Below are 25,187 nucleotides of genomic sequence, written 5' to 3'. Positions count from 1 at the left end.
CATGGTTTTCAGCAGTCTGCCATTTCTGTTTGGTTATCTTCCTGTCGTGCTGGCGGTGCTTAAATTGGCGCCGCTGCATGCCAGGAATTTTTGTCTTTTTCTCGTTTCATTGATTTTTTACGGTTGGTCGGAACCAGTTTACATTGTGATCATGCTGATCTCCACCTTTGTTGATTATTACAACGGCCGGATGGTGGATAAGTATCGTGACGACCGGAAAAAAGCGAAGCGGTTTGTCTGGTTCTCGGTTATTTTCAATTTAAGTTTATTAGGCTTTTTCAAATATGCTGATTTTTTCATTCTCAATCTGCAGGCGCTGGGCTTGCCGCTCAGTCCGCTGCACTTATCCCTGCCGGTGGGTATTTCCTTTTATACCTTTCAGACGATGTCCTATCCGATCGACGTGTACCGGAAGCAGGCGCCGGTCCAAAAGAGCGTCGTTTCCTTCGGCGCTTACGTGACGCTGTTTCCGCAGCTGATCGCCGGACCGATCGTGCGCTACAAGGATATCGCTGAACAGCTGGATCATCGCCAGGAAACGGCTGATCAATTTGCCTTGGGCGTACAGCGGTTTGTCGCGGGGCTGGCCAAAAAAGTGCTGCTTGCCAATTCCATCGGCGCATTGTGGGATACGATCTCCGCACTGCCGGCCAGTGAGATGAGTGTGACTGCGGCCTGGTTAGGCATCATCGCCTTCGCTTTTCAAATCTATTTTGATTTCAGCGGTTACAGCGACATGGCGATCGGTTTAGGCAAAATGCTGGGCTTTGAGTTTCTGGAAAACTTCAACTATCCATATATCTCCCGTTCGATTACAGAATTCTGGCGGCGCTGGCATATATCGCTAAGCACATGGTTTCGCGATTATGTCTATATCCCTTTAGGCGGCAGCCGGCACGGCCGGGGAAAGCAGATCCGCAACCTGATGATCGTCTGGCTGCTGACGGGTTTCTGGCACGGCGCAAGCTGGAATTTCATGCTTTGGGGAATCTACTTCGGCGTGATTTTGATACTGGAAAAGTTTGTTCTCAAACCGATCTTGGAGCGGCTGCCGAAAGTGCTTCAGCATGGCTACGCGTTAGTCCTGATTCTGTTAGGCTGGGTGCTGTTTGCCTTTACCGATCTGGATGGCGGGTTAACGTATCTGAAAATGATGTTCGGCTGGGGATCGGTCAGTTTGATTAATGCTCGAACGTTATTTTATCTGCGGGACTACGGTTTGCTTTTGATCATCATGATCCTGGCCAGCACGCCGCTGGGTCATCAGCTTTACGAAACGAAGATCCGCGGGCGCCGCTGGGAAGGCGTAATGCCGTTATTGATCGCGGCGGGATTGATTCTCTGCACGGCGTATCTGGTCGATGCTTCGTACAATCCATTCTTATATTTCCGGTTTTAGAAAGGAGGAAGCAGGATGAAAAAAGGAACGCAAACGGCGATCATTATTATTTTCTGCAGTTTTCTGGGCTGTTTCACGATTTTAAACCTGTTTTCTCCCCAGCGGACATTCTCCGAAGCGGAAAATCGGGTGCTGGCGCAGTTTCCCGAGTTCAGCTGGAAACGGTTTTTCTTCGATGATTACACAACGGATCTGGAGGAATGGTTTACAGATCAGTTTATTGCCCGGGATCTGTGGATCGGCGTCAAAGCGGCGGGAGAACGGGCGCTGGGCAAAATAGAAAATCAAAATGTTTACTTTGGCCGTGAGGACTGGCTGATCGGCCAGGTGGATGTTTTGGACAGGACGCAAAGCGCGAAGAACATCGCCAAGATCAACGCCTTTGCCGCGCAGTCGGAAATTCCGGTCAGCGTCATGCTGGTGCCGACCGCAGCGCTGATGGAAAAGGAGAATCTGCCGCAGGGAGCGTACAATACGGATCAGGACGTGTTGATCGACGCTCTGGAAAGTCAGTTGGCGGGGGTTCAAATTGTCGATGTCCGCACCGCGCTGCAGGCCCAGAAAACACAGCTGAACGTAGATGAAACATTGTATTTTAAAACCGACCATCATTGGACGGCACAGGGGGCCTGGGCGGGCTATGAAGCGTTGATGACGGCCTGGAATGAGAAGCCGCTGAAGCCCGGCGAAGATTTCATTTATCAGCGAGCGGCCGAAGGGTTCAAGGGAACGCAATATTCCCGTTCCGGTGCGTTCTGGCATCCGGGCGATCCGATCTGGACATGGACTTATACTTTTCCTTTCGATGTGCAGGTCGTTTACGATCAGACCGGCGACGCGCAGACTTCGCTGTTCAGCGATCAACGACTGAATGAAAAAGATAAGTATATGACCTATCTTGACGGCAACCATGCGTTAGTCGAAATCGAAACCTCGAGCGCATCCGCAGAGAATTTGCTTGTGATTAAGGACTCCTACGCGCATGTGCTGGTGCCGTATCTGGCGCCGCATTTCAGTCAGATTACCCTGGCTGATCTGCGCTACTACCGGATGCCGATGTCGCAGCTGGCCCAACAGATGGGAGCCGATCGGATTCTTATCCTTTACAGTGTGGATAACTTCTGTGCGGATACCAATTTAGGTTTGTTAAAATAAGACAAACTTCGCTGTGAGACAGGGGGAACCCAGAAGTATACAAAAGGGAGTCAGGCTGATGAGGAGTCTGGCTTTCTTTTCGGGGAAATGGCTGTTCGTTTAGGGGCGGCGATGGTAAAATAAAGTGAAGATCGGTAAAGGAGAACATGATGAAAAAGATCCTTCAGGTTTATGAAATGTTTACTTCTTATGACGGCACGACGTTTGTTTACGCGCTGTCGTATTCGCTGCTTCTGGCGCTGGCGCCGCTGACCGCACTGCTGGTCGTGTTTTTCAGAAGTTCCCCGGCCGGTCTTGCGAGCATTCTGGACTTTGCGGAGCAGTATATCCCCCGGGATCTGCTGAGTCCGTTCATTGATTTTTTCTTAGGCAATTCACCGGTGGAACTGATTCCATTGATCTTCTTCATCGTTGTTTCCTTGTGGGTTGCATCGCGGGCAATTTATTCTTTTTTGATGATTTCCGCGCATTTGGACGAAGTGGAGCTGCCGCTGTGGTTCATGCGTGGTGTATCGTTGGTCGATTTCGTTGTGCTGCTGGCCAGCCTGGGCTTAATGGTCTTTGTTCTCCAGCAATTCCCGTTTACAGGGTTACTAACGCAGATTGCTGTGTTGTTCGTGGGGTTCTGCATCTTTTACCGGCTGTTGTCGTTTCGTAATTATCAATGGCGGGCGGTGGCTCCGGGAGCTTTGTTTACGACGATCTGTATGTCGCTGCTCGGTACGTTTTTCTTTTTTGTTATCAATCATTTCACACGCTATGAATCGATTTATGGACCCTTGTCGTCGATGGTGATTTTGTTTCTGAGCGTCTATATCATCGCGTCGATCATCTATCTGGGGTTCTGCGTCAACCAGGTGTTTGTGGAAAAAGATATGGTTCAGCCGCTGAAGCATTATGTAACGGCGGTTAAAATTCTGGAAAAGATATTTCCGTTTTCATTATTAAAGTAGAGGGAGGCTATCATCATGGAGAAAAATCAAGATCGCATTGTGACGGTGACGGCGAAAAAGATCGGGATCAACGGCGAGGGGATTGCTTATCTGGAGGGAAAACCGGTGTTCGTCGATCAGCTGCTGCCAGGGGAAACGGCCGAGATTGTTCTCCTCGACTCGCAGCCGCGGTATGCGAAAGGACAGGTTGTAAAACGGCTGAACGATAGTCCGCAGCGGGTAAAGCCGCAGTGTCCGGTGCAGGGGCGCTGTTCGGGATGTCCGTTAATGATTCTGAAACCGGAAGCGCAGCTTCAGGTAAAGCGGGAGCTGGTGCAGGAAGCGCTGATCAAGTATGCCGGCCTTCCCCGCGGTAAGGTGCAGCCGGTGATCGCCAGTCCGTCAGGATTGGGCTACCGCAATCAGTGCAAGCTGCCGATCCGGGAAGAACGGGGCAGACTGGTGAACGGTCTGTTTGAAGAAGGAAGCAACCGCGTGATGCCGATCGCGCATTGTCTCATTCATGACCCGGATCTGGAAGCTTTGCGCAAGCAGATTCTGGCGTTGGCCAATCAGTTCCGGCTCAAGGCGTATGATCCGAAAAAGGGAACAGGATTGCGCACGTTGGTATTGCGGGGATTTGAGGGTCAGTACCAATGCGTGCTGGTGAGCGGGGAGGATCCCTTGCCTAAGGGGTTCATAGAGAAACTCAAGGCGATTCCGGGGATGACCTGCATCATGCAGAATATCAACCCGGACAAACGGACGCGTCAGTTATTTTCCAATCGGTGGTCGCTGCTGGCGGGGGAAGACCGGCTGCCGGTGCAGTTCGGCGATGTGCGGCTGTCGCTTTCCTGCGCTTCGTTTTTTCAGCTGAACCGGCCGCAGGCACTGCAGATGATGCGGATGGCCGCGTCGTTAATCGAACCGTGCGATACGTTAGTCGAGGCCTACAGCGGCGTCGGCGGCATCTCGCTGATGTTGAAAGAAAAAGCGAAAACGATCATCGAAATTGAGTTTGTTCCGGAAGCAGTGGAGAACGCGAAGGAGAACGCCCGGCTGAATCGGGCGGAGAACGTGCGGTTTGTATGCGGCGATGCGGCGAAGGAAATGAAGAAACTCATTTGCTGGACGAAAATTGACGCGGTTGTCGTCGATCCGCCGCGGACGGGGCTGGACGGCGCAATGATCGAAAGTCTGCGGCAGTGTCAGCCAAAGCAGATTGTGTACATTTCCTGCAATCCGGCAACGCTGGGGAAAAACCTGAAGGAATTGAGAGACCTGTATGAAGTGAAAACCGTGATTCCGTTTGATATGTTTCCCAACACGCCGCATGTGGAGAGTGTCGTGTTGATGTCAAGGGTTGAAAAATAGAGTGTAGAAATGGCTTGAAAACAAGCACTTTCCCATGATTTTAGGTTTAGCAGCTTGTCGGGATTTCCGCCGTAGATTATCCTTTGAGGAACATATCCACCGATTTTGTCCGTAGGGTTGAGTTGACAGGATAAAAACAGGGGGGGAGGTTGTGGAGATCGGATTGTTATGAGTGGAGGTTGAGTGGATAGCCTTATTAAGATGATACAGGAGGACAAACAGATGGCTTATGGAAAATCAATAGAATTGTTTTTGGCAAACGGCACGGCGGACAGTCTTATAACGGCGGAGCTTTCTAACTGGAATGGTAAAGCAATTAAGATCCCAAGAATAGAAGTCAACGACTGTAAGCGTGATGATATAAAAGGCGCAGGGATTTATTTTCTGTTTTGTAAGGAAGATGATGACTCGGATTCTGTATATATCGGTGAAGCCGAAAATATACAAGAACGGCTCATTCAGCATTTGCGCGATTACTCAGCTGAAAAAGAAAAATACTATTGGAATACGGCGGTTTTGTTTGTAGGCAGAGACCTGAATAAAGCACTTATCAGATACCTTGAAAATCGTTTAGTTGAGATGGCAAGGGTGAGTAAAAGATATCTTGTTTTAACGAAGAATACATACCGCAATACTGTAATGAAGGAATCACAGGTTGCGGCGATGGAGGAATTTGTAGAGAACATCAAAATACTCATCAATGCATTAGGGTACAAGGTGCTTGAACCGATGATACAAAAGGACAGCATCTCCAATCATGATAATCAGATGCTTTATTTGAATGTTGGAAATGCTTCGGCAACAGCAATGGTTACGACAGAGGGTTTTGTGTTAATTGCAGGTTCATCTGTGAATGAAAAAAACACTATGAAATCCCTGAGCGCAGGAATGATAAAGCTAAGAAATAAGCACATGGAATCTGGAAAGGTGAAAGACTGGAAAACAACAGAGGATATCCTCTTTTCCAGTTCTTCGGCAGCTGCAGATTTTGTTTTAGGATATAGTGTTAGCGGTCCGGCAACTTGGAAGGATAAACGAGGCAGAACGCTGAAAGAAATTGAGGCGGAATGATTACATAGGATTGTATATAAAGCGTAGTCCTACGAAGCTATAGTAAATTACTCTGGTGAATGGCTTTTATAAAGAAATAAACCACATAAAAAGAGTGGCATCTTGGAGAATAAATCTCTTGTAGTCGCTCTTTCTGATAATTGGTTAGCACCTTGCAGAAATGCAGGGTGTTTTCTTTCTATCGGGAAAGTGCATCGTAAAGGAGTAAGAAAATAAAAATTTTTTAGAGTTATATTGCGCTAAAAAGTCTTAAAGCAATGGGATTCATCGTTAGGTACACACTGAAAGAAAGGCGGATTATGGAGAATAAATTGGAAATGACCGAGGCCTTAAACGAGGTAATGAAAATGATGAAATAAACTCAAATGCGTTGAAATGAAGAAGGGTGAATTGTATAATTAACTCACCAGAAATAATGAACGTCTCTGAAAGCGGAGAGAGAAGGAAGAGATCTAAAAAAATCAGGAATACCCTCCAGGCAAGAAACTGATGAGGGGTTCTGGAAGGCATTGTCTTTCAGAATGATGCTTGCATCATTTTCTTGGTTGAATGGAAGTGATAAACAAAATCTATATGAAAGACAAGCAGGCAAATTGACTTTTATGCTTGAAAGATATATGATTACAAGCACAAAAGTAAATGCGAGGAGGAAATGCAGATGGGAGCAACGGAAGATATTATGAAGATGGCAAAAGAGAATAATTGTACAGTTACTACTGCTATGGTAGTTGCTGCCGGGATATCTCGTGGAAATTTGAAGTATCTTGTTGAAAAAGGACTGTTAGAGAAATCTGCTCGTGGCGTATATATTTTGCCGGAAGTTTGGGACGATGAAATTTTTAATTTGCAGAGCAGATTTAAGCGAGGCATATTCTCTCATGAGACTGCATTGTTCCTGTGGGATTTAACAGACAGGACACCTAATGTTTATGCAATGACATTTCCGTTAACATACAATTTAACAAAACCAAAACAAGAGAAAATCAATTGCAGTCAGTGCAAAGATGAATGGTATGAACTTGGCATAGATGAAGTGAGAACTCCTGGCGGAAATACAGTCAGAGCATATAATCAGGAAAGAACACTCTGTGATATTTTGCGTCCGAACAGTTCTGCTGATATACAGATTATTTCCGAAAGTTTCAAAAGATATGCAGTCAGGAAAAACAAAAACATACCTCTATTATCTGAATATGCTAAGGTGCTTAAGGTGGAGAAAAAACTGAGGTCATATTTGGAGGTGCTGTTATGAAAAATGCAATGCAGTTAAAGGCTGCCATAAAGAATATGGCAAAAGAAAAAAATATATCGGCCCAATTGGTAATGCAAAATTTTATGCTTGAGAGAATGCTTGAAAGAATCTCTGTGTCAAAATATCAAAGTAATTTTATACTGAAAGGCGGTTTTTTGATTGCAGCAATGGTAGGTCTTGATACAAGGGCAACAATGGATATGGATGCAACCATCAAGGGACTTCCGGTAAACGAGAAAACAGTCAGGGATATGTTTGAAGAGATATGTCAGATACAACTGAATGATGATGTGACTTTTTCTTTCCAGAGTATTAGAAAAATTCGTGAGGGTGATGAATACATGGGATACCGAGTCCATCTGACAGCAAATTATCTGCCAATGGCAGTGCCATTGAAACTGGATATTACTACGGGAGATAAGATTACACCAAGGGAAGTAAAATACAGTTTTAAATTACTACTTGAGGATAGGAGCATCTCAGTCCTTGCTTACAATCTGGAAACAGTTCTTGCAGAGAAACTGGAAACAGTTATATCAAGAGGTGACCAGAATACCAGACCGAGGGATTATTATGATGTGTACATATTGAAAAGATTGCAGTTTGGAAATATCAATATTGAAACGCTAAGACAGGCAATCGCAGCAACTTCAAAGAAGAGAGGCTCTTATGATGTGCTTTCTGACTATAAAAACATAATGACAACGGTTAAAAACAGCCTCGTTATGCAGGAACAATGGAAAGCATACCAGCGAAATTTTGAATACGCCACAGATGTAAATTTTGAGGATGCCTGTGATACGGTAGTGCAGATTATGGATGAGATAAGTTAACTGGAGGGGGGACTATGATGACAAAGCAAGAAGAAGGAATATTTCTGATGCTGTTCAATAGAAGTGGATATGTTTTAAATTTTTCTACCAACAATTTTGATGTATTTACAACCAACAGTATTGGTGAGGCTCTGTGGGCAAAATAGGGTCTTTCAAAGGGTAAATTTCTTAATGCATACTTAAATAGTTCATCTTAAGAAAACAGGCTAAAACGAATTTCCGATTTATTCCATTATTATGAAGATAATAGGAATATGAATATAATGCAGATTATGAAGATGACCTTTATTTTGGAAGCGGTGTTTCAAGGTACGATGAAAGATACGCTCGGATTGATCAAAAATGCAAAGCCATTATGGATAGATTGGAAGGTGGTTCTTCTATCATCGCAAAGACGGCGGATGCATTGAATTTGTTGCCAGCAAATAGACAGGAGACTGATCAGGGCGCAGAGGCAATAAAAGCAGTCTTGGGGAACTTGAGGGCAAGACCATCAAAGTTAGCCGAGATTAGAAATCCATTCGGGAGCGGTCACGGGAAAAGTGCATCTTTTCAAGGCTTAGAGGAACGCCACGCTAAGCTGACTGTAGGAAGCAGTATTACATTTGTCGATTTAATCTGGAGTACCCATGAAGAACAGCAGAAAACAGAAACAAAGGTGATATAAATATGATGCACAAAATTGGATAAAGCTTAATCGCAAGAATATATTACAGATCATTGTTATGAGTTAGAAATACATTTTGACAGGAGGACTACAGGATGAATGACCGTGGAGAAATAATAATCTACAAGACCGAAGACGGTCTGACGAAAATAGATGTCAGTATGCATGATGAAATGGTGTGGCTGTCGCTGGAACAGATGGCTGATTTGTTTCAAAGAGATAAGTCTACCATATCTAAGCATATAAAAAACATATTTGAAGATGGAGAATTAGTCAGAAATTCAGTTGTTGCAAATTTTGCAACAACTGCTGCGGATGGAAAAACATATCAAGTGGATTACTATAATCTTGATGTTATCATCTCCGTTGGCTATCGAGTGAAATCCCAGCGTGGTGTGCAGTTCCGTATATGGGCAACGAATATCTTAAAGGAATACATCAAAAAAGGTTTTGCCATGGATGATGACCGTTTGAAGGAACTAGGCGGTGGCGGATACTTTAAGGAGTTACTGGAAAGAATCCGTGACATCCGGGCTTCTGAAAAAGTGTTCTATCGTCAGGTATTGGAAATCTATGCGACCAGTGTTGATTACAATCCCAACGCAGAAGTCTCCATACAATTTTTCAAAAGAGTGCAGAACAAGATTCACTATGCTGTTTCAGGAGAAACAGCGGCAGAGGTGATTTATCATCGTGCGGATGCAGAAAAAGACTTTATGGGCTTGATGACTTTTTCAGGAAACCAGCCTACGCTCCGTGAAGCGAAAATGGCTAAAAATTATCTGGATGAAAAAGAACTTCGTGCGATGGGACAGTTAGTATCAGGATATCTTGATTTTGCGGAAAGGCAGGCAGAACGAGAGATACCGATGACCATGGAAGATTGGGCAAAGCATCTGGACGGGATTTTGACATCAACAGGTGAAAATCTTCTCATAGGAAATGGAACGGTCAGTCATTTGCAGGCGATGGAAAAGGCTCAAACGGAATATAAGAAATACAAAGCAAAGACACTTAGCAGTGTGGAAAAGGATTATTTGGAAAGTATAAAGCTGCTGGAACAAAAAGGGAAACAGTGGAAATGAACTATCTAGAAATTTCGAATAATTCAAAAGATTAAGATTAATGGACTTGTTCCCTGCAATAATGAAAAGTCAGGCTCTTAGATTGCTATGAAAACTACCCGCGGCCTATATTAAAAAAACAATGATGAATAGATGTTATAAATTAAAGCTAAGGGAACGTGTATGAATGCCTAAAAGCCAATAAAAGAAACAAGATATGTAAAAAAGAACCAGGATTAAATCTTCTGTATGATGCTAATGAAGTAAATTCCATGAATGTTAAGTCTAAAGTAAAGTGAATGGGATTAGAATGTTTATAAAAAACGGAAGTTTAGAAGGGATAAATAATAACAATCCTAATCGAGATTCCTGGTTTTTACGCCCTTCCTTTTCTCGAGAAACCAACCTGGAAATTTCTAAGAATCCCTTAAGAAAAGCCATTTCACCTTGTAACTTAGTTTGAATTCGTGTACAATGGCAATGCTGTAAATAATGAAAAGAATTGGAGTGCTGAAAGTGTTAAAAAAATATTTCCTAGTGTTTCTGATATCCATGGTACCCCTGATTGAGCTGCGCGGCGCGATCCCGTATTCCCAGGCGTTTGGTATGCCGCTGTGGTCCTCTTATATTGTCGCGATTGTAGGCAATATGATTCCGGTCCCATTTATCTATCTGTTCGCCCGGAAGGTCTTGATCTGGGGCGCAGACAAGCCGGTTATCGGCAAGTTCTTTACCTACTGTCTGGACAAAGGCGAAAAAGGCGGAAAAAAGCTGCAGGAAAAAGCCGGCCGCGGCCTGTTTGTCGCGCTGCTGCTGTTCGTGGGAATCCCGCTGCCAGGCACCGGCGCCTGGACGGGAACGCTGGCAGCCAGCTTTCTGGACATGGATTTTAAATCCAGCGTCTTAGCCGTGATGGGCGGCGTCTTACTGGCCGGCGTCATTATGGGCTTAGCCAGCGCAGGCCTGTTCGGCGCGCTGAACCATTTTATCTTAGGCTAAAAAAACAGCGAAACTTTGAGAAGCGAGATTCATCAAGCTTCCAAAGCGACGCTGTTTTTATTTGTTTCATTTTGGCGATCGAGAAACGGCTGCTGGATGAGCAGCTTTTCAAATTCAGAAATGGTCACCGGCGTACAGTAATAAAATCCCTGAACCAGATCACATCCGTTTGCCTTTAGAAAATCAATATATTCCTGCGTTTCCACGCCCTCCGCTACCGTTTTCATTCCGAGCCGGCGCGTGATCGTCAATAATTCCTGCAATACAATCCGATTTTTTTCATGCAGCGGCTGTGTAAAAAAGCAACGGTCCAGCTTGATGATCGATACCGGCAGAGAGCTGAGCAGGCTCAGCGACGAGTAACCCGATCCGAAATCATCCAGGGAACAAGGAAATCCGAGATTCTGAATCTCCTTCATATAATCCAACAACGAAATTTCGCTGCCCAGCTCAATTTCTTCCGACAGTTCCAGCTCTAATAATGACTGCGGAATTGAGTAGCGGCGGTAAATTTCCAACAGTTCACCGAGATAACTGGTGTCTTGAAAGGAAGGCCGCGACAGATTGCAGCTGATCGGCACAACCGGCGCTGCCTGTCGGATCCAGCGGCTGAAGCACTGGCATAACTGCTCGAAAACAAACTGATCAATCTTGCGGATAAATGTATTCCGTACAAGAATCGGCAGGAATAAATTCAGCGGGATCTGCCGTCCGTCATGGAACCAGCGAATCAAAGCTTCCCCGCCGGCGATCCGGCCGTCTTTTAATGAAACCTTGGGCTGGATGAAAACGACAAATTCCGGTTTTTCCAGCGCTGAATGCATCAGCGTCTCAATCTGCGCCTGATGATGAAGCTGTTCCCGGATTGCCGGACTTGAAAATTCATAGGAAGTACTGTATCGGGAATAATCCGGCTCGCACAATCGCGCATTGTTGGCGCAGTCCAGGGCAAACAGATAATGATCATCGGGATGAACTTCATGCATCCCAAACGATAACAACAGCCTCAGCCAGTGTCCGTCATAATGCAGCTGATAGATTTCTTCGTCGATGACCAGAAGCCGCTGGATCAGATCATACCGGCTCTCCTGTTTTAAAAGCAAGACAAACTGATCTTCACACAGCCGGAAAACCACTTCTTCCAATCGTAAATTATTGTTCAGAATGGTAAAAATCCGGCGTAGAATTTCATCGCCTGCCGGGTAGCCGTACAGATAATTGATCGTCTGGAACTGTTTGATATCCATGATCATCAAGACCAGGGATTCCTGAAACTTCTGTTTCAGCTTGTAAAAAAGCGATTCTCCATCCCGGCAGTCCGCGGACAGCGCCATCCGCTCCGGAATGAGGTCTTGATTCTTGTTCATGAACATACCCTGCCTTATTTCCCTCATTATATCATTATCCCGGACAATCCTAAGAAATTTTACGGAAGTGAGACATTGATATTAGTAAAAACCTGTAAATTATAATATAATAACAATGAGATTAAAAAGTCGGGGAGGCAGACGAATGGAAAGAATTAGAATTCAGATGCTTGGCGGTTTTATCTTAAAAACAGACAAACAGAAAATGGATCTTATTGCGCTGCTCGGCAAGCAGACGGCGGCCTTTTTAGCCTGTCTTTGCCTGAATCACGGTACCTTGGTGACAAAAGAACGGCTGATTGAATTGTTTTGGGAGGATTCTAAAAATCCGCTGAACGCGATGAAGTTCACTGTTCACCGACTGCGGAAATATCTGGAGGAGCTGCCTGTGGCGGGCGCGGACGAGTGGATTGTGACGCAGCGGGGCGGCTACAGCTTTGTTTGTTCCAATCTGGAACTGGATATTGACGAGCTGAATAAGCCGCTGATTCCTGAGAATCTCGACGGCGATCAGGTGGAAGCGCTGGCAAAATTGTATCCTGGCGAGTTTCTACCAGGTTTGGATCAAAGCTGGATCTATACATACCGCGAACAATACTGGCAGCTGTATCTCCAGCGGGTTCAGGCGGCGGCTTTGTCGCTGGCGGAGCATCATCATGAGGAGCAGGCGGAAACGCTGCTGCTCAAAGCCCTTCAGCACGATCTCTATCAGGATCAGCTGAATTACCTTTATCTGAAAATTCTGCTCGATCAAAAGAAATACGCCCGTGCGATCCAGCACTATGAAAAGATCTCCGATTCTTTCTACAAGGAATTCGGAATGGAATTCCAGGGCAAAAGTCAGTCGCTGGTTTATTTTGTTAAAGCGGATAACGAGGATCAGGAACTGACGCCGCTGGATTATCTCTCTCAGCTGGAAGGGATCAGCGAGCCTTCCGCCTTCTATTGCGAACGTCCGGTTTTTGCCAAGCTTGTACAGAGCAAATGTCTGGAGGCCCGGCGCAGCGCGGAGCCGATCGTGCTTTTGATCACCCATCTGAAAGTGCTGGACGCTGAATTGTCCGCCCAGGACTGCGGGGATCTGATGAACCGCATCATCCGCTCGGGACTGCGGGCCAACGATGTGTACACGCGTTTTAGCAAGACGCAGTTCGGAATTTTAATGACGGTGCGGGAAAAGAGCGATACCGCGCTGGTTATGGATCGGCTTACCCGGCGGTTTTATAAGAAAATCGCGTCTTCCCGCTGCCGACTTCATTATGATTATCAAATCTTGAATGAGGAAACTCCCGCTGCTTCGCATTCATAAAAATAATTCTTTAAATCCCGCATTATCTAACGGATTTCTAACCGTCTTTCCGCATAATAAAGAATAAGAAAGAAAGGGTGGCTGCGGTGATGAGGCTCAGATTACTGATAACAAGTTTTGCCTGCTTCCGGACACTGCCGCCGGAAGTTTTTGGTTTGGATCTGACTGTCATCCTACCCGCGGCGGCGATGGATCCGATGGTGGATTTGGGCTGGGAATGGTTGATCGGCTGGGGCATTTTGGCCGGCGGTCTGATCACCGTGCTGCGGGTGATGGTGAGGAAGGATAAGATTGTGCTGAAACTGGGAAACGTCGAGGAAAATCCGGATGGGACGATGACCGTTGTCTGCGCTGGATATCAAAACAAAAAGCCGCTGCCGCTGGATTTATCCCACGTCCGTGTCCGCAAGGGTTCGGCCTTGATCTTCCGGCAGTCACAGAGCAGCGATCTCGACGACTGTCAGCTGACCATTGTACTGGATGCCCTGGCGGAATTGTCGGTGGAGGTCGGCCCAGCGAAGCTGATTATCAGCCAGAGCCGGCTTCGTGCCGGACGTTAGCACTGTTTGGATTTTCTGCGTATTTTAACCAGCGCGGGAGTTTCTGTGTTTCTTACAGACCCGCATAACAGAGTCTCATGAGAATCGCAAGGTTTGTGTTATAATGAAACAGAAAAGGGAGGAGTGCAGATTTTGAAAATACGCAGATGGCTTGTTTTGGCACTGTTATTATCGGCCTGCGGCTCCTCCGGCAAGCCGTCTTCAGCCCAGGAATACCCGACGCCCACCGAGGAAACCCCCTCTCCGACGCCTGCGGAAATTCATCTTCCCGAGGCTTCCGGCAGCGTGGTTCTGGGCGACGATTTAATCCAGATCGACGCCAGTCATGCCGATCAGGGCTACATCATGGTGAAAACCCTAAGTTCCCAACACCGCCGATTAAAGCTGAAAGTCATCAAGGATGGAGAAGAATATCCCTACGATATCGACCAGGATGGGAATTATATCACCTATCCGCTGACGCTGGGCAGCGGCCAGTATGAAATCCGGGGATATGAGAATATTGAAGGCTCGCGGTATGCGGTCTTGTTCAAGCAGACGTTAGACGTTCAGCTAAGCGGGGAAACGCTGCCGTTCCTCTATCCGAATCAGATCGTAAACTATACGCCGCAGTCGGCCAGCGTCCTGAAATCATTTGAACTGACGCAGGACTGCCGGACTGAGCTGGAACGGGTGCTGACGGTTTATGACTACGTGGTCAAGCATGTCAGCTATGACTGGGACAAAGCGGAAGAAGTCAAGGATCAGTACGTCCTGCCGGTGGTCGACGATACGCTGGCCCAGGGCAAGGGTATCTGTTTCGACTATGCGGCGCTGATGAGCACGATGCTGCGCGTCCAGCAGATTCCAACCCGCCTGATTACCGGCTATGTCGACGAAGGCTATCATGCCTGGGTTGAGGTCTATGTCCGCGGAGCCGGCTGGATCAATCCGGAAATCTATTTTGAAAAGGAAACCTGGACGCGCTTAGATCCGACCTACGCGTCGACCCAGATGAAATACAAAGGACAGTATCAGGATAAATATCGCTATTAAAAGGGGGAAGGAAGCATGAAAAAAATCGCCGGAAACGAATGCGCGCTGCTGTGCCAGCAGCTGTCGATGATGATCAGCTCGGGCTTGTCGGCAGAAGACGGATTAGGCGTGGTGGCTAACGATCAGCCGGATGCCGGTCTGCACGACGCGCTGCTGAAAATCAAGAATGAGATGGAACTGGGCGAAACCCTGGCGGACAGCCTGGAACGGACGGAAGCGTTTGACGCCTATATGATCCGGATGGTGCGGATCGGGGAACAGACCGGTTATCTGGATCAGGTGCTGGACGCATTGGCACAGTATTATCAACGGATGGAAAAGATCCGGATCAATCTGAAGAACGCGCTGACCTATCCGCTGATCCTGTTGATCATGGTGATGGTCGTCGTCGGCGTGATCTTATTTAAGGTGCTGCCGGTGTTCGACGAAGTGCTGCGCAATCTCGGCGTTTCGCTTACGGTACCGGCGCAGGTGCTGATGCAGGCAGGGACGGTCCTGATCGTCGCTTCTGCGGCGGTTTCCGCTCTGGTATTGATCGGGGCCGGGGTTATCGGATGGCGGCAGCTTCGCAATCCGCAGCTGTCGTTAACGGCACTGTTTGCCCGCGTGCCTCTGATCAGCGGGGTATGCCGCGAATTATCGCTGGCGCAGGCGGCCTTCGCGTTGTCCTTATTTACCCGCAGCGGTGTGGAAATCAGCGAAGCGCTGCAGGGGTTGGAAACCTTAATCGAACATCCGGGCGTGAAAAAACAAATCCGGGACTGCATGCAGAAAATGAACGCAGGCGAAAACTTTGACCGGGCCTTGCTGGATTGCGGATTGTTCAAAGAAGCCTATGCCCGGATGATCGGCATCGGTCTGCGGGCCGGCCGGGGCGACGAGATGATCGCGCAGGTGGCTGAACGCTATGACGACGATACGGAAACCGCTGTCAACCAGTTCTTGAATACGATCGAACCGCTGATGATCGTACTGCTTTCCGTCATCGTCGGGGCAATTTTGCTTTCGGTGATGCTGCCGCTGATGAACATCATGTCCAGCATTGGATAATCCGATGAAGAAACTGGGAAAAATCACAGCGTTCATCCTGGTCTTTGCGGCGCTTTTGGGCGGAATCGTTTATTCCCTGAACCAGGCTTCAGGCCAGATCCAAAATGAAGAAGCGCAGCTGATCGAGCAGCGGATCGAACAGGCGGCGGTGCTGTGTTACGCGTTGGAGGGAAGCTATCCTGATGAGGTAAGCTATCTGGAACAAAACTACGGGGTCGTGATCGACCATGCGAAATATAATGTATTCTATCAATCGCTCGGCTCCAATCTGAAACCTGAGGTCGCGGTCTACCGGAAGGGGGCGGCGCGATGAAACGGTCGGTAACGGAAATGGTGTTTATGCTTCTGCTGCTGACGCTGTTTGTCGGCTGTTCGTTTGTCACCATCGAGCGGTGTGCGTCCTTCTACCAGCGGATGCTGCGGGAACAGCGGCAGGATGATCGGGTGCAGCTGCCTTATCTGGTGTTGTTCAACCGGCTGCAGGGCGTCAGCAGCGGGCAGGTGCGCGTGCAGCGGATCGAAGATCAGGAGTGTCTGGTGATTCGTGAACAGATTGAGGACCGGACGTATGAAACGGTGTTCTATGTTCAGGCTGGCCAGTTAATGGAACTGCTGCGGCAGGCGGACAAGCCGGTGGATCTGAGCGCCGGGGAGCGATTAGCGGCTTCCGATCCGATCCGCTTTGAGCTGCAGGGATCGCAGCTGCGGCTGCAATGGCAAAGGGAAGCGGGAACGGCGGCGCTGAGCCTTGAGCTGAAGGAGGGCGCAGAATGAAAATACGGCAGCGTTCCAGTTCGTTTTATTTTCTCAGCGAGCTGTTGTTTGTGATTCTCTGTTTTGCCCTCGGCTCTGTGCTGTGCGTGCGGTTGTTCGCCCTGGCCAGCGCCAAGCACTATTTAGCGCTGGATCAGAACCAGGCGCTGCGGCTGGCCCAGCCGCTGGCTGAGCAGCTGCGGACTCATTCCGATACGCCGCTGAACACGCTGTGGCCGCAATGCGAAAGCGATGCCTGTGCATGGCGGAGCGATGAAAACGGGATGCCGCAGGAAAACGGCGTTTATCAGATTGAGATTGAACGCCTGGTCCATAATGAAGAAAAAGCCGCCGTCCTGCGTGTCGTGCGGATGAAAGATGGCCGGGTTCTGTTGGAAATCGGTCCGATCCGAGGAGGCGGGAAGTCATGAGTCATCATCAGGAAACCCAGACCGCGGTGCATATCGGCACCGGAATCGCGCCGTTATTGATGTTGTTCTGCCTGTTGTGCATGACGACGTTCGCGGTTTTGTCGTATGTCCAGGCCAGCGCGCAGCTGAAAATGAGCGACAAGGCGATCAGCCGGGTGCAGGCGCGTTACAGTGAAACGGAAATGGAAAAGGAGGAACGCTGATGGATTGTCCAACGATATTGCAGCAGGCGGTCGACCGCCGGGCTTCGGATATTTTCATCGTCGCCGGCACGCCGTTAACAATTAAAATTAACGGGGAAATGGTCCAGCTGGATGATCAGCGGCTGACGCCGGCGATGACGGAAGCGCTGATTCAGGAAATTTTTAAATTGAGCCAGAACCGGACGATGGATCGGCTGCATCAAACGGGCGAGGATGATTTTTCTTTTTCGCTTTCTCAAATGGGACGGTTCCGCGTGAATGTCTATCGTCAGCGCGGATCGCTGGCCGCGGTGCTGCGGGTTGTGCGGTTCGTCCTGCCCGATGCGAATGAGCTGCATATCGGTCCGGAAATTCTGTCGTTTTCCGAGCTGAAAAAGGGACTGGTGCTGATCACCGGGGCGGCCGGCAGCGGGAAATCCACGACGCTGGCCTGCCTGATCGACGCGATCAATCACAGCCGCAGCGGGCATATCATCACGATTGAGGATCCGATTGAAGTGCTGCACCGGCACCAGAAAAGTATTGTCAGCCAGCGCGAGATCGGGCAGGATACGCCGGATTATATCCACGCGCTGACGGCGGCGCTGCGGGAAGCTCCGGATGTGATTCTGGTCGGGGAAATGCGCGATCTGGAAACAATGCAGACGGTGCTGTCGGCAGCGGAAACCGGGCATCTGGTTTTTTCCTCGCTGCACACGACCGGCGCGGCGAATACGATCAACCGGATTATCGACGTGTTCCCGGCTGAGAAGCAGCAGCAGATCCGCGTACAGCTGTCGATGGTGCTGCAGGCGATTGTGTCCCAGCAGCTGATTCCAGCGGTCGGGGGCGGCCTGATCCCGGCTTTTGAAATCATGAAGGTCAACAATGCCGTGCAGACGCAGATCCGGGAAAATAAGATCCACCAGATTGACAATACCATCCAGGCCAACGCCCGCGAGGGGATGATTACGATGGACGCAAGTCTGTTGAATTTATTAAAGGCCGGCCGGATTACAAAGGAAACCGCGCTGTTGGCCTGCACGGATCCGGATTTAATGCGCAAGCGGTTAACCGCGGCCAATCTGGGATAGGAATTCCCCCGGGAAGAACCAGAAACCCGGAATCAAGTGAATATCAAATCGGACAAGGATAAAATATGAAGCCGGGGATAAACGATCCGCGCCAAGCCGCTGGTCGTTTTTTATTTTTCGCTTTTCCCACGTTTCTATCAGCGGAAGGTTGTGTCTTCACACTGGTTAAATTTGATACTCTTTCATTTCTTTCAGCAAGTTTTTTCAGAAATAGCGGACTTTTGACTGTCAACCAATTTAAAAAAATGTTCAATTCTGCTACAATGAGAAAAAGATAAGGTGGGGAATCGTCATGAATTTTATTTTTATATCGCCAAACTTCCCGAAGACGTACTGGAATTTCTGCCGCTGTCTGAAACAGAACGGCGTGCGCGTACTGGGGATCGGCGACACTCCATACGAACTGCTTGAGGAGAACCTGAAGCAGAACCTGCAGGAATATTACAAGGTTTCAAGTCTGGAAAACTATGAGGAAGTGTATAAAGCCTGCGCTTTTTTTGCGTTCCGCTATGGCAAGATCGACTGGATCGAATCCAATAACGAATACTGGCTGATGCAGGACGCTCAGCTGCGCACAGATTTCAACGTGACCAGCGGCGTGCGCAACGAGGCCATTTCCTTTATTAAATACAAGAGCCAGATGAAGGCGCTGTATGAAAAAGCCGGAGTCCGCACGGCCCGCTGGCATTTGGTGTCACAGCGGGAAGCGGGACTGGCGTTTGTCGCGCAAACGGGCTATCCGGTTGTCGTCAAACCAGACAACGGCGTCGGCGCCAACGCGACCTACAAGCTGGAAAATGAAGCGCAGCTGCATGAATTCTACGATCATCTGCCATCGGTGCAGTACATCATGGAAGAATATGTGCCGGGTTCGATTGAATCCTACGATGGCATCGCCAACCGTGAGCGTCAGCCGATTTTTGAAACGTCGCATGTGTTTCCGCGGCCGATTATGGAAATTGTCAATCATGAGGAAGACATCTATTATTATTCCGTACGTCAGATCCCGGAGGATCTCAAGGATGCCGGCCGGCGCGTGATCGCGGCGTTTCCGACGCAGAGCCGGTTTTTCCACTGCGAGTTTTTCCGCCTGACTGAAGATAAGGAAGGATTAGGCAAGCGGGGCGATCTGATCGGCCTGGAAGTGAACATGCGTCCGCCGGGAGGCTATACCCCGGATATGATGAATTATGCCAACGATATCGATGTCTATAAAATCTGGGCGAACATGGTTGCATATGACCACGGATATTTCGATCCGTCGCACCGGCCGTATTATTGCGTTTATACGGGCCGCCGCCACCGCCTGGCTTATCAACATACCCTCGCCGAGGTGCATGAGCGCTACGCCGGCGCGATCGTGATGGCGGAAACGATGCCGGAGGTCTTAGCCCCGGCGATGGGTAACGACATGATCACCGCCCGTTTCGCGGGCTATGAGGATATGATGGAATTCGTCAGCTTTACCATGACCAAGGAGTAGAAAACATGCATACAGCGTATTATAACGAATATAGCTATCATCTTGACCGGATGATGGAATTCAAGGTTTACGGTCATGCCGGACGGCCCTGCCTGGTGTTCCCGGCACAGAGCGGCCGGTTCTATGATTTTGAAAATTTCGGCATGGTCGGGGCCGTACAGGATCTGCTTGAACAGGGGCGGCTGCAGCTGTTTACTTGCGACAGCATCGACTGGGAGACCTGGGCCGCTTTCGACCGCGAATGCCGCGGCCGGATCGAGCGCCACGAGGCCTATGCCCGCTACATCGTGGAAGAGCTGGCGCCGCGGATCCTCGAGATTAACCAGTGGTCCAATGACGGCCGGCGGGCCGGCGGGATTCTGACGACCGGCTGCAGTCTGGGGGCGCTTCACGCTGTGAATTTCATGTTCCGCTGGCCGGATCTGTTCAACGGCACGATCGGCTTAAGCGGCATCTATTCCAGTAAGTGGTATTTCGGTAGCTACATGGATGATTTGGTTTATAACAACTCCACAATCGATTATCTCGATCAGATGCCGGCCGATCATCCGTATGTGGAAAAATACCGGCACTGCGATATCGTGCTGTGCTGCGGCCAGGGCGATTGGGAACAGGAAGCTCAGCAGGATACCCGTAGGATGCAGGAACTGTTAGGCTATAAGAACATCCCGGCCTGGATCGATTACTGGGGCGGCGACGCGGTTCACGACTGGCCGTGGTGGCGCAAACAGTTCCCGTATTTTATCAGCCGTCTTTGTTAAATGCTTCAGAATCTGACCGCCGGGCTGTGTCCGGCGGTTTCTGATTCTTTCCCGCGGTTTTCAGGCTTGCGCTCCGACTGAAAATTCACTACAATGAAAACGTCAGGCTGGGAATTCCCGGCTAGAAAAGAGGATCACAGAGATGCTTATTCAACAGGAAACATGGATTACGCCGCTGGACGAAGCGCGGACGCTCCATCTGTATATTCCCGACGGACTGACGCCGGGCCAAAAGGTTCCGGTGCTGTATATGTTCGACGGTCACAATCTGTTTGTCGATGAGGAAGCAACCTATGGCAAAAGCTGGGGATTGAAGGATTACCTCGAACAAACCCGGCTGCCGTTGGTCGTCGTCGGCCTTGAATGCAACCATGAAGGCAACCGCCGGCTATGGGAGTTTTCACCTTACGATTTTGCCGATCCCGTCTGGGGCGAGGTGCAGGGGCAGGGCGAGCTGCTGCTGGACTGGATGAGCGGCGAGTTAAAAGAATGGGTGGACGAGAACCTGCCGGTGCTGACGGATCGGGAACATACGTTTATCGGCGGCAGCTCAATGGGCGGCCTGATGGCCTTGTACGCCGGCGGCCGCTACAGCTCAGTCTACAGCCGGGCTGCCTGCCTGTCGCCGTATCTGGGATTGGTCATGGAACCGTTGTGCGAGGATCTTGACGAAGCCTGGATCGAGGAAGACACGCAGTTTTATATCAGCTGGGGCGGCATGGAAACCGGCACCCAGGAAGAACTGGCGCAGGTCACGGCCGATAATCTGACGATCCAGCGGATTCTGGAGGACAAAGCGTCGGTTTATCTGCATTGCTACCCGGAAGGGACGCATTGCGAGGCGTGCTGGGAAGAAGAAACACCGGCCTGGATGGAAGAATTAGGGATCCTTCAGCGGTGTTGGGAGGAAACAGAATGATAAATTTCGTATTGATCTCACCGCATTTCCCATCCAATTACTGGCTGTTTGCGCGGGCTTTGAAAAACCGCGGCGTGCGCGTGCTGGGGATTGTCGACACGCCGGTGGAATCCTTGCCGGAAACACTGCGGGCAGTGCTGGACGACGTGGTCTGCGTCTATTCGATGACGGATCGGGATCAGATGATCCGGGCCTGCGGTTATTTCACATGGAAGTACGGCAAGATCGACTGGATCGAATCGAATAACGAATACTGGCTGAATTTGGACGCCGAGCTGCGCGAGCTGTTTCATGTCACGACCGGCATGTTTCCCAAACAGCTTAACGTCTGTCAGCACAAGTCGCTGATGAAAGCAAAATACGCCGAAGCGGGCGTACCGACTGCACGCTGGCTGATCAGTGAGGATAAAGCCGAGATCCGCGAGTTTGCCGAAAAAGTGAACTATTCCTTAGTTGCCAAGCCGGACCGCGGCGTCGGGGCGAGCGACACGATGCGGATTCACAACGCGGAGGAACTCGAGCAGATGTTAAAAACGATGCACTCCGGGATGATCGTCGAGGAATTCGTCCACGGCACAGTCTGCACGTTCGATGGGATTATCAACAACCAGGGCAAGGTCGTCTTTGCGACCAGTCATGTCTACCTCGGTTCGGTCATGGATTCGGTCAACGAGAAGCAGCCGATCGGCTGTTATTCGCTGAAAACGGTGCCGGACGATCTGCGCAGCGCAGGCGAGCGGACATTGCAGGCTTTCGGCGTGCGCGACCGGTTTTTCCACCTGGAATTCTTCCGCCTGGACTGCGATCAGGAGGGACTGGGACGGCAGGGCGACATCATCGGCCTGGAAGTCAACATGCGCCCGCCGGGAGGATTTCTGCCAGACATGATCGACTATGCCAACGATATCGACATCTATCAGATCTGGGCCGATACCCTGATCGATCACGAGCCTTGCTACAACCCGGAACGCCCGTATTCCAGCGTGTTTGTCGGACGGCGTAAGGAACAAGCGTATCAGCATTCGATGGAATGGATCATCGAACGGTATCAAGGCGCGATCATCCAGCGGATTGCGATGGATCCGGCGCTGGCGGAAGCGATGGGCGACGAGGTTCTGATCGCCCGGTTCCCGACTGAGCAGCAGGTGTTTGATTTCTATGCCGACTGCGTCCGCTAAGACAAAGCAAAGGCTTGTACTCAAAGAAAAAGCAAAGTCTTCCTGATCCGGCGGAAAGCTTCAGCCTGTCAGGAAGGCTGTTTCATGAAAGCGATAGTGAAAAAGCGAGGAGAAGATCATGACAATTCAATGGAATGAAGAAGCGCAGCGCTTAAGCGATCTTTGTATCGATCTGCGCCGTCAGCTGCACCGCCATCCGGAATTAAGCTCGCACGAGGAACAGACGGTGGCCTTGATCGATCAGTTCTTACAGGCGCAGGGTATTCGCACGCAGATCGTTGAGCACGGCGGGGTGCTGGGCTGGATCGAGGGCGGCAAGCCGGGCCGGACCGTCATGTTAAGGGCGGACATCGACGCGCTGCCGATCCAGGAAGAAAAGACCAACGGCGGCGGACTGCAGAAAGCGTGCGTCAGCGAGATTCCCGGCGTCCAGCATGCCTGCGGCCACGACGGTCATACCGCGATGTTATTGACAGCGGCCAAGCTGCTTCAGACCCACCGGGAGGCTCTGGAAGGTACGGTGCTGTTGTGTTTTGAACGTGGCGAAGAAGCGACGATGAATATTTATCATATCATGAAGACGTTGGATAAAGCAGGTATCAAGCCGGACAGTGTATTTGGTCTGCATGTTTCCCCGCATACTCCGGCCGGGACGCTGCAAATTCAGGCCGGGCCGCTGATGGCGGGGATGTTTTCCTTCCATGTGCGGCTGCAGGGACGCGGCGGACATGGCTCCCGCCCGGATCTGTGCGTCAATCCGATCGATTGCTATGCGGCGATTGGTCAGGCGCTGAACGCGCTGCGGATGCGCACGGTCAGTCCGTTTGAGCCGCTGACGATTTCCACGGGTCTGGTTCAATCCGGAACGAAGTCCAACATCCTGCCGGATACCTGCGTATTTAAGGGCACGGTGCGGTTTTATAACCGGGAAGCGGGACTGGCGTTTCAGGCCAAGCTGCGCCACGTTGTCGAACACATCGCCGAAGCCTACGACTGCACGGCAAGTTTTGATAAGCTGAACGCGCCGGGCTTCCCGCTGAACAATGACGCGGACTACGCGAAAACCGCGGCCGAGGTCTGCGGCGAAATGTTGGGAAAAGAAGCGGTAATCCAGGCCGAGCCGTGGATGGGCACGGACAGCTTCCCGCTGTATTTGCAGCGGATGCCGGGAGTTTACGCCTTCTTAGGCATGCGCAATGAGGAAAAAGGCATCATTGCCGACGTGCATACCAGCCGGCATGATCTGGACGAAAGCGTACTGTGGAAAGGGGCAGCCGCGCATGCGGCCTGTGCCGAGGCGTTCTTAAAGCAAGCACGGCCGCAGACCTGGAAGCCGAATCCGCTCGATCTGGACACTCTGTTTGAGCAGGCGGGCTATCTGTTTCCGGAAGGCCGGGACTGATGACGCTGCGGATCGATACGCCCTGGCTGCGGTTTTCCGTCTCCGCGGAAGCCGAAGGTCAGACGATCGCGGAATTGCTTGCGCCCTGGGGATGTTCCAAGGCTGCGCGCTACAAGCTGGAAATTGAACAGAGAATTACACTGAATGGTCAGCCAGTACGGCAGAGTGCGAAGGTAAAGGTCGGCGACGAGCTGGCGCTGAAGGTGTTTCAGCAGGAAGAACCGGATTTTGTTCCGTGGGCAATCCCGGTCAGGATTTTGTATGAAGATGAACTGATCCTGGCGGTGTCCAAGCCGGCCGGCATGATCGTCCATCCGGATGATAAAGGAAAGACCGGCACGCTGGCCAACGCGGTGGCGGCGTATTATCTGCGAACCGGCCAGCATTGCACTGTCCGGCCGATTCACCGGCTGGACGAAGGCACCAGCGGGATCGTGCTTTTCAGCAAGTGTCCGTTTTTTCAGCCGAAGCTGGATCAGGCTTTGGCCCGGAAGCAGATCGCCCGAACGTATCTGGCGGTGGTCAGCGGCGTCATGAAGCCGAAGGACAGACTGACGCTTGACAAACCGATCGGCCGGGACCGGCATAACGCAAAGGCCTATCGGATTTCCCCGACCGGCAAGCCGGCGGTGACTCATGTCGAAGTGCTGCGCTGCCGGCAAAAGGAGAAACAGACGCTGGTCCGCTGTCAGCTGGAAACCGGACGCACACATCAAATCCGCGTCCATCTGGCGTCAATCCAGCGGCCGATCGTCAACGACCCGCTGTATAATCCCCGGCCGGTTCAGGGCCGGATGAAGCTGCACGCGTGGAAATGCGCCTGGACGGATCTTGTCAGCGGCCGGCGGGTGGAAATTATGGATGAGCCGGAAACGGAATTTTGGTAATTTGATCTTGGTTGTTTTTGAATGAAAAAA

Annotated in this window: 27 protein-coding genes; 26 read left to right on the top strand and 1 reads right to left on the bottom strand. The window is 50.1% G+C overall.

What is annotated here, in order from left to right:
• The first annotated feature begins 1 nt into the window (after nucleotide 1).
• The 11 genes from DWY25_RS13385 to DWY25_RS13340 all read left to right on the top strand — a co-directional run bounded on the left by DWY25_RS13385 (nucleotide 2) and on the right by DWY25_RS13340 (nucleotide 10,746).
• Nucleotides 2–1,399 carry an MBOAT family O-acyltransferase gene (locus DWY25_RS13385; protein ID WP_117895650.1) on the top strand — a complete coding sequence of 466 codons (1,398 nt, stop codon included), beginning with the start codon at nucleotides 2–4 and terminating at the stop codon, nucleotides 1,397–1,399.
• A 15-nt stretch (nucleotides 1,400–1,414) separates the two neighbouring features.
• Complete coding sequence (locus DWY25_RS13380; protein WP_117895649.1) at nucleotides 1,415–2,554, top strand: DHHW family protein; 1,140 nt, start codon at nucleotides 1,415–1,417, stop codon at nucleotides 2,552–2,554.
• 149 nt (nucleotides 2,555–2,703) lie between these two features.
• Entirely contained in the window at nucleotides 2,704–3,507 is an 804-nt protein-coding gene (locus tag DWY25_RS13375) for a YihY/virulence factor BrkB family protein (RefSeq protein WP_181981827.1), read from the top strand.
• A gap of 15 nt (nucleotides 3,508–3,522) precedes the next feature.
• The gene (gene rlmD / locus DWY25_RS13370) at nucleotides 3,523–4,860 is read left to right on the top strand and encodes a 23S rRNA (uracil(1939)-C(5))-methyltransferase RlmD (protein WP_117895647.1); all 1,338 of its coding nucleotides are present in this window, start codon (nucleotides 3,523–3,525) and stop codon (nucleotides 4,858–4,860) included.
• Between the two features lie 222 nt (nucleotides 4,861–5,082).
• A complete protein-coding gene (locus DWY25_RS13365; RefSeq protein WP_117895646.1) occupies nucleotides 5,083–5,931 on the top strand; it encodes a GIY-YIG nuclease family protein in 849 nt (282 codons plus the stop codon).
• 658 nt (nucleotides 5,932–6,589) lie between these two features.
• Nucleotides 6,590–7,183 (top strand): type IV toxin-antitoxin system AbiEi family antitoxin domain-containing protein, encoded by a 594-nt coding sequence (locus DWY25_RS13360; protein ID WP_117895645.1) that lies wholly within the window; start codon nucleotides 6,590–6,592, stop codon nucleotides 7,181–7,183.
• Complete coding sequence (locus DWY25_RS13355; RefSeq protein WP_181981826.1) at nucleotides 7,180–8,016, top strand: nucleotidyl transferase AbiEii/AbiGii toxin family protein; 837 nt, start codon at nucleotides 7,180–7,182, stop codon at nucleotides 8,014–8,016. Before DWY25_RS13360 ends, DWY25_RS13355 begins: the two co-directional genes overlap by 4 nt.
• A 17-nt stretch (nucleotides 8,017–8,033) precedes the next feature.
• The gene (locus DWY25_RS18055) at nucleotides 8,034–8,162 is read left to right on the top strand and encodes a hypothetical protein (protein ID WP_261795729.1); all 129 of its coding nucleotides are present in this window, start codon (nucleotides 8,034–8,036) and stop codon (nucleotides 8,160–8,162) included.
• Between the two features lie 209 nt (nucleotides 8,163–8,371).
• Nucleotides 8,372–8,683 (top strand): abortive infection family protein, encoded by a 312-nt coding sequence (locus tag DWY25_RS13350; RefSeq protein WP_117895644.1) that lies wholly within the window; start codon nucleotides 8,372–8,374, stop codon nucleotides 8,681–8,683.
• Nucleotides 8,684–8,778: 95 nt separating this feature from the next.
• Complete coding sequence (locus DWY25_RS13345) at nucleotides 8,779–9,768, top strand: virulence RhuM family protein (RefSeq protein ID WP_117895643.1); 990 nt, start codon at nucleotides 8,779–8,781, stop codon at nucleotides 9,766–9,768.
• 495 nt (nucleotides 9,769–10,263) lie between these two features.
• Nucleotides 10,264–10,746: a COG2426 family protein gene (locus tag DWY25_RS13340; RefSeq protein ID WP_039865392.1), complete on the top strand. Its 483-nt coding sequence runs from the start codon at nucleotides 10,264–10,266 to the stop codon at nucleotides 10,744–10,746.
• Nucleotides 10,747–10,778: 32 nt separating this feature from the next.
• Here DWY25_RS13340 and DWY25_RS13335 read toward each other — a convergent pair whose 3' ends face one another.
• A complete protein-coding gene (locus DWY25_RS13335; protein ID WP_181981825.1) occupies nucleotides 10,779–12,113 on the bottom strand; it encodes a bifunctional diguanylate cyclase/phosphodiesterase in 1,335 nt (444 codons plus the stop codon).
• Between the two features lie 145 nt (nucleotides 12,114–12,258).
• Here DWY25_RS13335 and DWY25_RS13330 point away from each other — a divergent pair, with 145 nt between their 5' ends.
• From DWY25_RS13330 to DWY25_RS13260, 15 genes are all read left to right on the top strand, one after another.
• Nucleotides 12,259–13,422, top strand: a complete 1,164-nt coding sequence (locus DWY25_RS13330; protein ID WP_181981824.1) for an AfsR/SARP family transcriptional regulator — start codon at nucleotides 12,259–12,261, stop codon at nucleotides 13,420–13,422.
• A gap of 89 nt (nucleotides 13,423–13,511) precedes the next feature.
• Nucleotides 13,512–13,982 carry a hypothetical protein gene (locus tag DWY25_RS13325; RefSeq protein WP_117895640.1) on the top strand — a complete coding sequence of 157 codons (471 nt, stop codon included), beginning with the start codon at nucleotides 13,512–13,514 and terminating at the stop codon, nucleotides 13,980–13,982.
• A 132-nt stretch (nucleotides 13,983–14,114) separates the two neighbouring features.
• Nucleotides 14,115–15,017, top strand: a complete 903-nt coding sequence (locus DWY25_RS13320) for a transglutaminase-like domain-containing protein (protein WP_244925981.1) — start codon at nucleotides 14,115–14,117, stop codon at nucleotides 15,015–15,017.
• A gap of 15 nt (nucleotides 15,018–15,032) precedes the next feature.
• Complete coding sequence (locus DWY25_RS13315; protein ID WP_117895639.1) at nucleotides 15,033–16,067, top strand: type II secretion system F family protein; 1,035 nt, start codon at nucleotides 15,033–15,035, stop codon at nucleotides 16,065–16,067.
• 4 nt (nucleotides 16,068–16,071) lie between these two features.
• Nucleotides 16,072–16,380 carry a hypothetical protein gene (locus DWY25_RS13310; protein ID WP_117895638.1) on the top strand — a complete coding sequence of 103 codons (309 nt, stop codon included), beginning with the start codon at nucleotides 16,072–16,074 and terminating at the stop codon, nucleotides 16,378–16,380.
• Nucleotides 16,377–16,841 (top strand): DUF4860 domain-containing protein, encoded by a 465-nt coding sequence (locus tag DWY25_RS13305; RefSeq protein WP_006061195.1) that lies wholly within the window; start codon nucleotides 16,377–16,379, stop codon nucleotides 16,839–16,841. The genes DWY25_RS13310 and DWY25_RS13305 overlap by 4 nt, the downstream gene beginning before the upstream one ends.
• Entirely contained in the window at nucleotides 16,838–17,251 is a 414-nt protein-coding gene (locus DWY25_RS13300) for a hypothetical protein (protein WP_117895637.1), read from the top strand. Before DWY25_RS13305 ends, DWY25_RS13300 begins: the two co-directional genes overlap by 4 nt.
• On the top strand, nucleotides 17,248–17,454 hold the full coding sequence (locus tag DWY25_RS13295) for a hypothetical protein (protein WP_006061193.1): 207 nt from the start codon (nucleotides 17,248–17,250) through the stop codon (nucleotides 17,452–17,454). The genes DWY25_RS13300 and DWY25_RS13295 overlap by 4 nt, the downstream gene beginning before the upstream one ends.
• Nucleotides 17,454–18,527: a type IV pilus twitching motility protein PilT gene (locus tag DWY25_RS13290; RefSeq protein ID WP_006061192.1), complete on the top strand. Its 1,074-nt coding sequence runs from the start codon at nucleotides 17,454–17,456 to the stop codon at nucleotides 18,525–18,527. Before DWY25_RS13295 ends, DWY25_RS13290 begins: the two co-directional genes overlap by 1 nt.
• 292 nt (nucleotides 18,528–18,819) lie before the next feature.
• Nucleotides 18,820–20,010, top strand: coding sequence for an ATP-grasp domain-containing protein (locus tag DWY25_RS13285; protein ID WP_117895636.1), 1,191 nt, complete (start codon nucleotides 18,820–18,822; stop codon nucleotides 20,008–20,010).
• 5 nt (nucleotides 20,011–20,015) lie between these two features.
• Nucleotides 20,016–20,771 (top strand): esterase family protein, encoded by a 756-nt coding sequence (locus DWY25_RS13280; RefSeq protein ID WP_117895635.1) that lies wholly within the window; start codon nucleotides 20,016–20,018, stop codon nucleotides 20,769–20,771.
• A 142-nt stretch (nucleotides 20,772–20,913) separates the two neighbouring features.
• Nucleotides 20,914–21,690: an alpha/beta hydrolase gene (locus DWY25_RS13275; RefSeq protein ID WP_117895634.1), complete on the top strand. Its 777-nt coding sequence runs from the start codon at nucleotides 20,914–20,916 to the stop codon at nucleotides 21,688–21,690.
• The gene (locus tag DWY25_RS13270; protein ID WP_244925980.1) at nucleotides 21,687–22,868 is read left to right on the top strand and encodes an ATP-grasp domain-containing protein; all 1,182 of its coding nucleotides are present in this window, start codon (nucleotides 21,687–21,689) and stop codon (nucleotides 22,866–22,868) included. Before DWY25_RS13275 ends, DWY25_RS13270 begins: the two co-directional genes overlap by 4 nt.
• Before the next feature lie 118 nt (nucleotides 22,869–22,986).
• Nucleotides 22,987–24,270, top strand: a complete 1,284-nt coding sequence (locus tag DWY25_RS13265) for a M20 metallopeptidase family protein (RefSeq protein ID WP_117895633.1) — start codon at nucleotides 22,987–22,989, stop codon at nucleotides 24,268–24,270.
• On the top strand, nucleotides 24,270–25,157 hold the full coding sequence (locus DWY25_RS13260) for an RluA family pseudouridine synthase (protein ID WP_117895632.1): 888 nt from the start codon (nucleotides 24,270–24,272) through the stop codon (nucleotides 25,155–25,157). Before DWY25_RS13265 ends, DWY25_RS13260 begins: the two co-directional genes overlap by 1 nt.
• The last annotated feature ends 30 nt before the right edge of the window (nucleotides 25,158–25,187 follow it).

It is taken from the genome of Holdemania filiformis (assembly GCF_003459085.1).
GTDB lineage: Bacteria > Bacillota_I > Bacilli_A > Erysipelotrichales > Erysipelotrichaceae > Holdemania > Holdemania filiformis.
This window is presented reverse-complemented; position numbering and strand designations above follow the sequence as displayed.

Excerpts from the sequence above, each read along its gene's own strand:
- DWY25_RS13380 (WP_117895649.1), top strand. The coding sequence starts at position 1,415 with ATGAAAAAAGGAACGCAAACGGCGATCATTATTATTTTCTGCAGTTTT.
- DWY25_RS13355 (WP_181981826.1), top strand. The coding sequence starts at position 7,180 with ATGAAAAATGCAATGCAGTTAAAGGCTGCCATAAAGAATATGGCAAAA.
- DWY25_RS13315 (WP_117895639.1), top strand. The coding sequence starts at position 15,033 with ATGAAAAAAATCGCCGGAAACGAATGCGCGCTGCTGTGCCAGCAGCTG.
- DWY25_RS13385 (WP_117895650.1), top strand. The coding sequence starts at position 2 with ATGGTTTTCAGCAGTCTGCCATTTCTGTTTGGTTATCTTCCTGTCGTG.
- DWY25_RS13275 (WP_117895634.1), top strand. The coding sequence starts at position 20,914 with ATGCTTATTCAACAGGAAACATGGATTACGCCGCTGGACGAAGCGCGG.
- DWY25_RS13360 (WP_117895645.1), top strand. The coding sequence starts at position 6,590 with ATGGGAGCAACGGAAGATATTATGAAGATGGCAAAAGAGAATAATTGT.
- DWY25_RS13290 (WP_006061192.1), top strand. The coding sequence starts at position 17,454 with ATGGATTGTCCAACGATATTGCAGCAGGCGGTCGACCGCCGGGCTTCG.
- DWY25_RS13260 (WP_117895632.1), top strand. The coding sequence starts at position 24,270 with ATGACGCTGCGGATCGATACGCCCTGGCTGCGGTTTTCCGTCTCCGCG.
- DWY25_RS13330 (WP_181981824.1), top strand. The coding sequence starts at position 12,259 with ATGGAAAGAATTAGAATTCAGATGCTTGGCGGTTTTATCTTAAAAACA.
- DWY25_RS13270 (WP_244925980.1), top strand. The coding sequence starts at position 21,687 with ATGATAAATTTCGTATTGATCTCACCGCATTTCCCATCCAATTACTGG.
- DWY25_RS13300 (WP_117895637.1), top strand. The coding sequence starts at position 16,838 with ATGAAAATACGGCAGCGTTCCAGTTCGTTTTATTTTCTCAGCGAGCTG.
- DWY25_RS13335 (WP_181981825.1), bottom strand. The coding sequence starts at position 12,113 with ATGAACAAGAATCAAGACCTCATTCCGGAGCGGATGGCGCTGTCCGCG.
- DWY25_RS13285 (WP_117895636.1), top strand. The coding sequence starts at position 18,820 with ATGAATTTTATTTTTATATCGCCAAACTTCCCGAAGACGTACTGGAAT.
- DWY25_RS13295 (WP_006061193.1), top strand. The coding sequence starts at position 17,248 with ATGAGTCATCATCAGGAAACCCAGACCGCGGTGCATATCGGCACCGGA.
- DWY25_RS13365 (WP_117895646.1), top strand. The coding sequence starts at position 5,083 with ATGGCTTATGGAAAATCAATAGAATTGTTTTTGGCAAACGGCACGGCG.
- DWY25_RS13325 (WP_117895640.1), top strand. The coding sequence starts at position 13,512 with ATGAGGCTCAGATTACTGATAACAAGTTTTGCCTGCTTCCGGACACTG.
- DWY25_RS13265 (WP_117895633.1), top strand. The coding sequence starts at position 22,987 with ATGACAATTCAATGGAATGAAGAAGCGCAGCGCTTAAGCGATCTTTGT.
- DWY25_RS18055 (WP_261795729.1), top strand. The coding sequence starts at position 8,034 with ATGACAAAGCAAGAAGAAGGAATATTTCTGATGCTGTTCAATAGAAGT.
- DWY25_RS13350 (WP_117895644.1), top strand. The coding sequence starts at position 8,372 with ATGGATAGATTGGAAGGTGGTTCTTCTATCATCGCAAAGACGGCGGAT.
- DWY25_RS13310 (WP_117895638.1), top strand. The coding sequence starts at position 16,072 with ATGAAGAAACTGGGAAAAATCACAGCGTTCATCCTGGTCTTTGCGGCG.
- rlmD (WP_117895647.1), top strand. The coding sequence starts at position 3,523 with ATGGAGAAAAATCAAGATCGCATTGTGACGGTGACGGCGAAAAAGATC.
- DWY25_RS13345 (WP_117895643.1), top strand. The coding sequence starts at position 8,779 with ATGAATGACCGTGGAGAAATAATAATCTACAAGACCGAAGACGGTCTG.
- DWY25_RS13305 (WP_006061195.1), top strand. The coding sequence starts at position 16,377 with ATGAAACGGTCGGTAACGGAAATGGTGTTTATGCTTCTGCTGCTGACG.
- DWY25_RS13375 (WP_181981827.1), top strand. The coding sequence starts at position 2,704 with ATGAAAAAGATCCTTCAGGTTTATGAAATGTTTACTTCTTATGACGGC.
- DWY25_RS13280 (WP_117895635.1), top strand. The coding sequence starts at position 20,016 with ATGCATACAGCGTATTATAACGAATATAGCTATCATCTTGACCGGATG.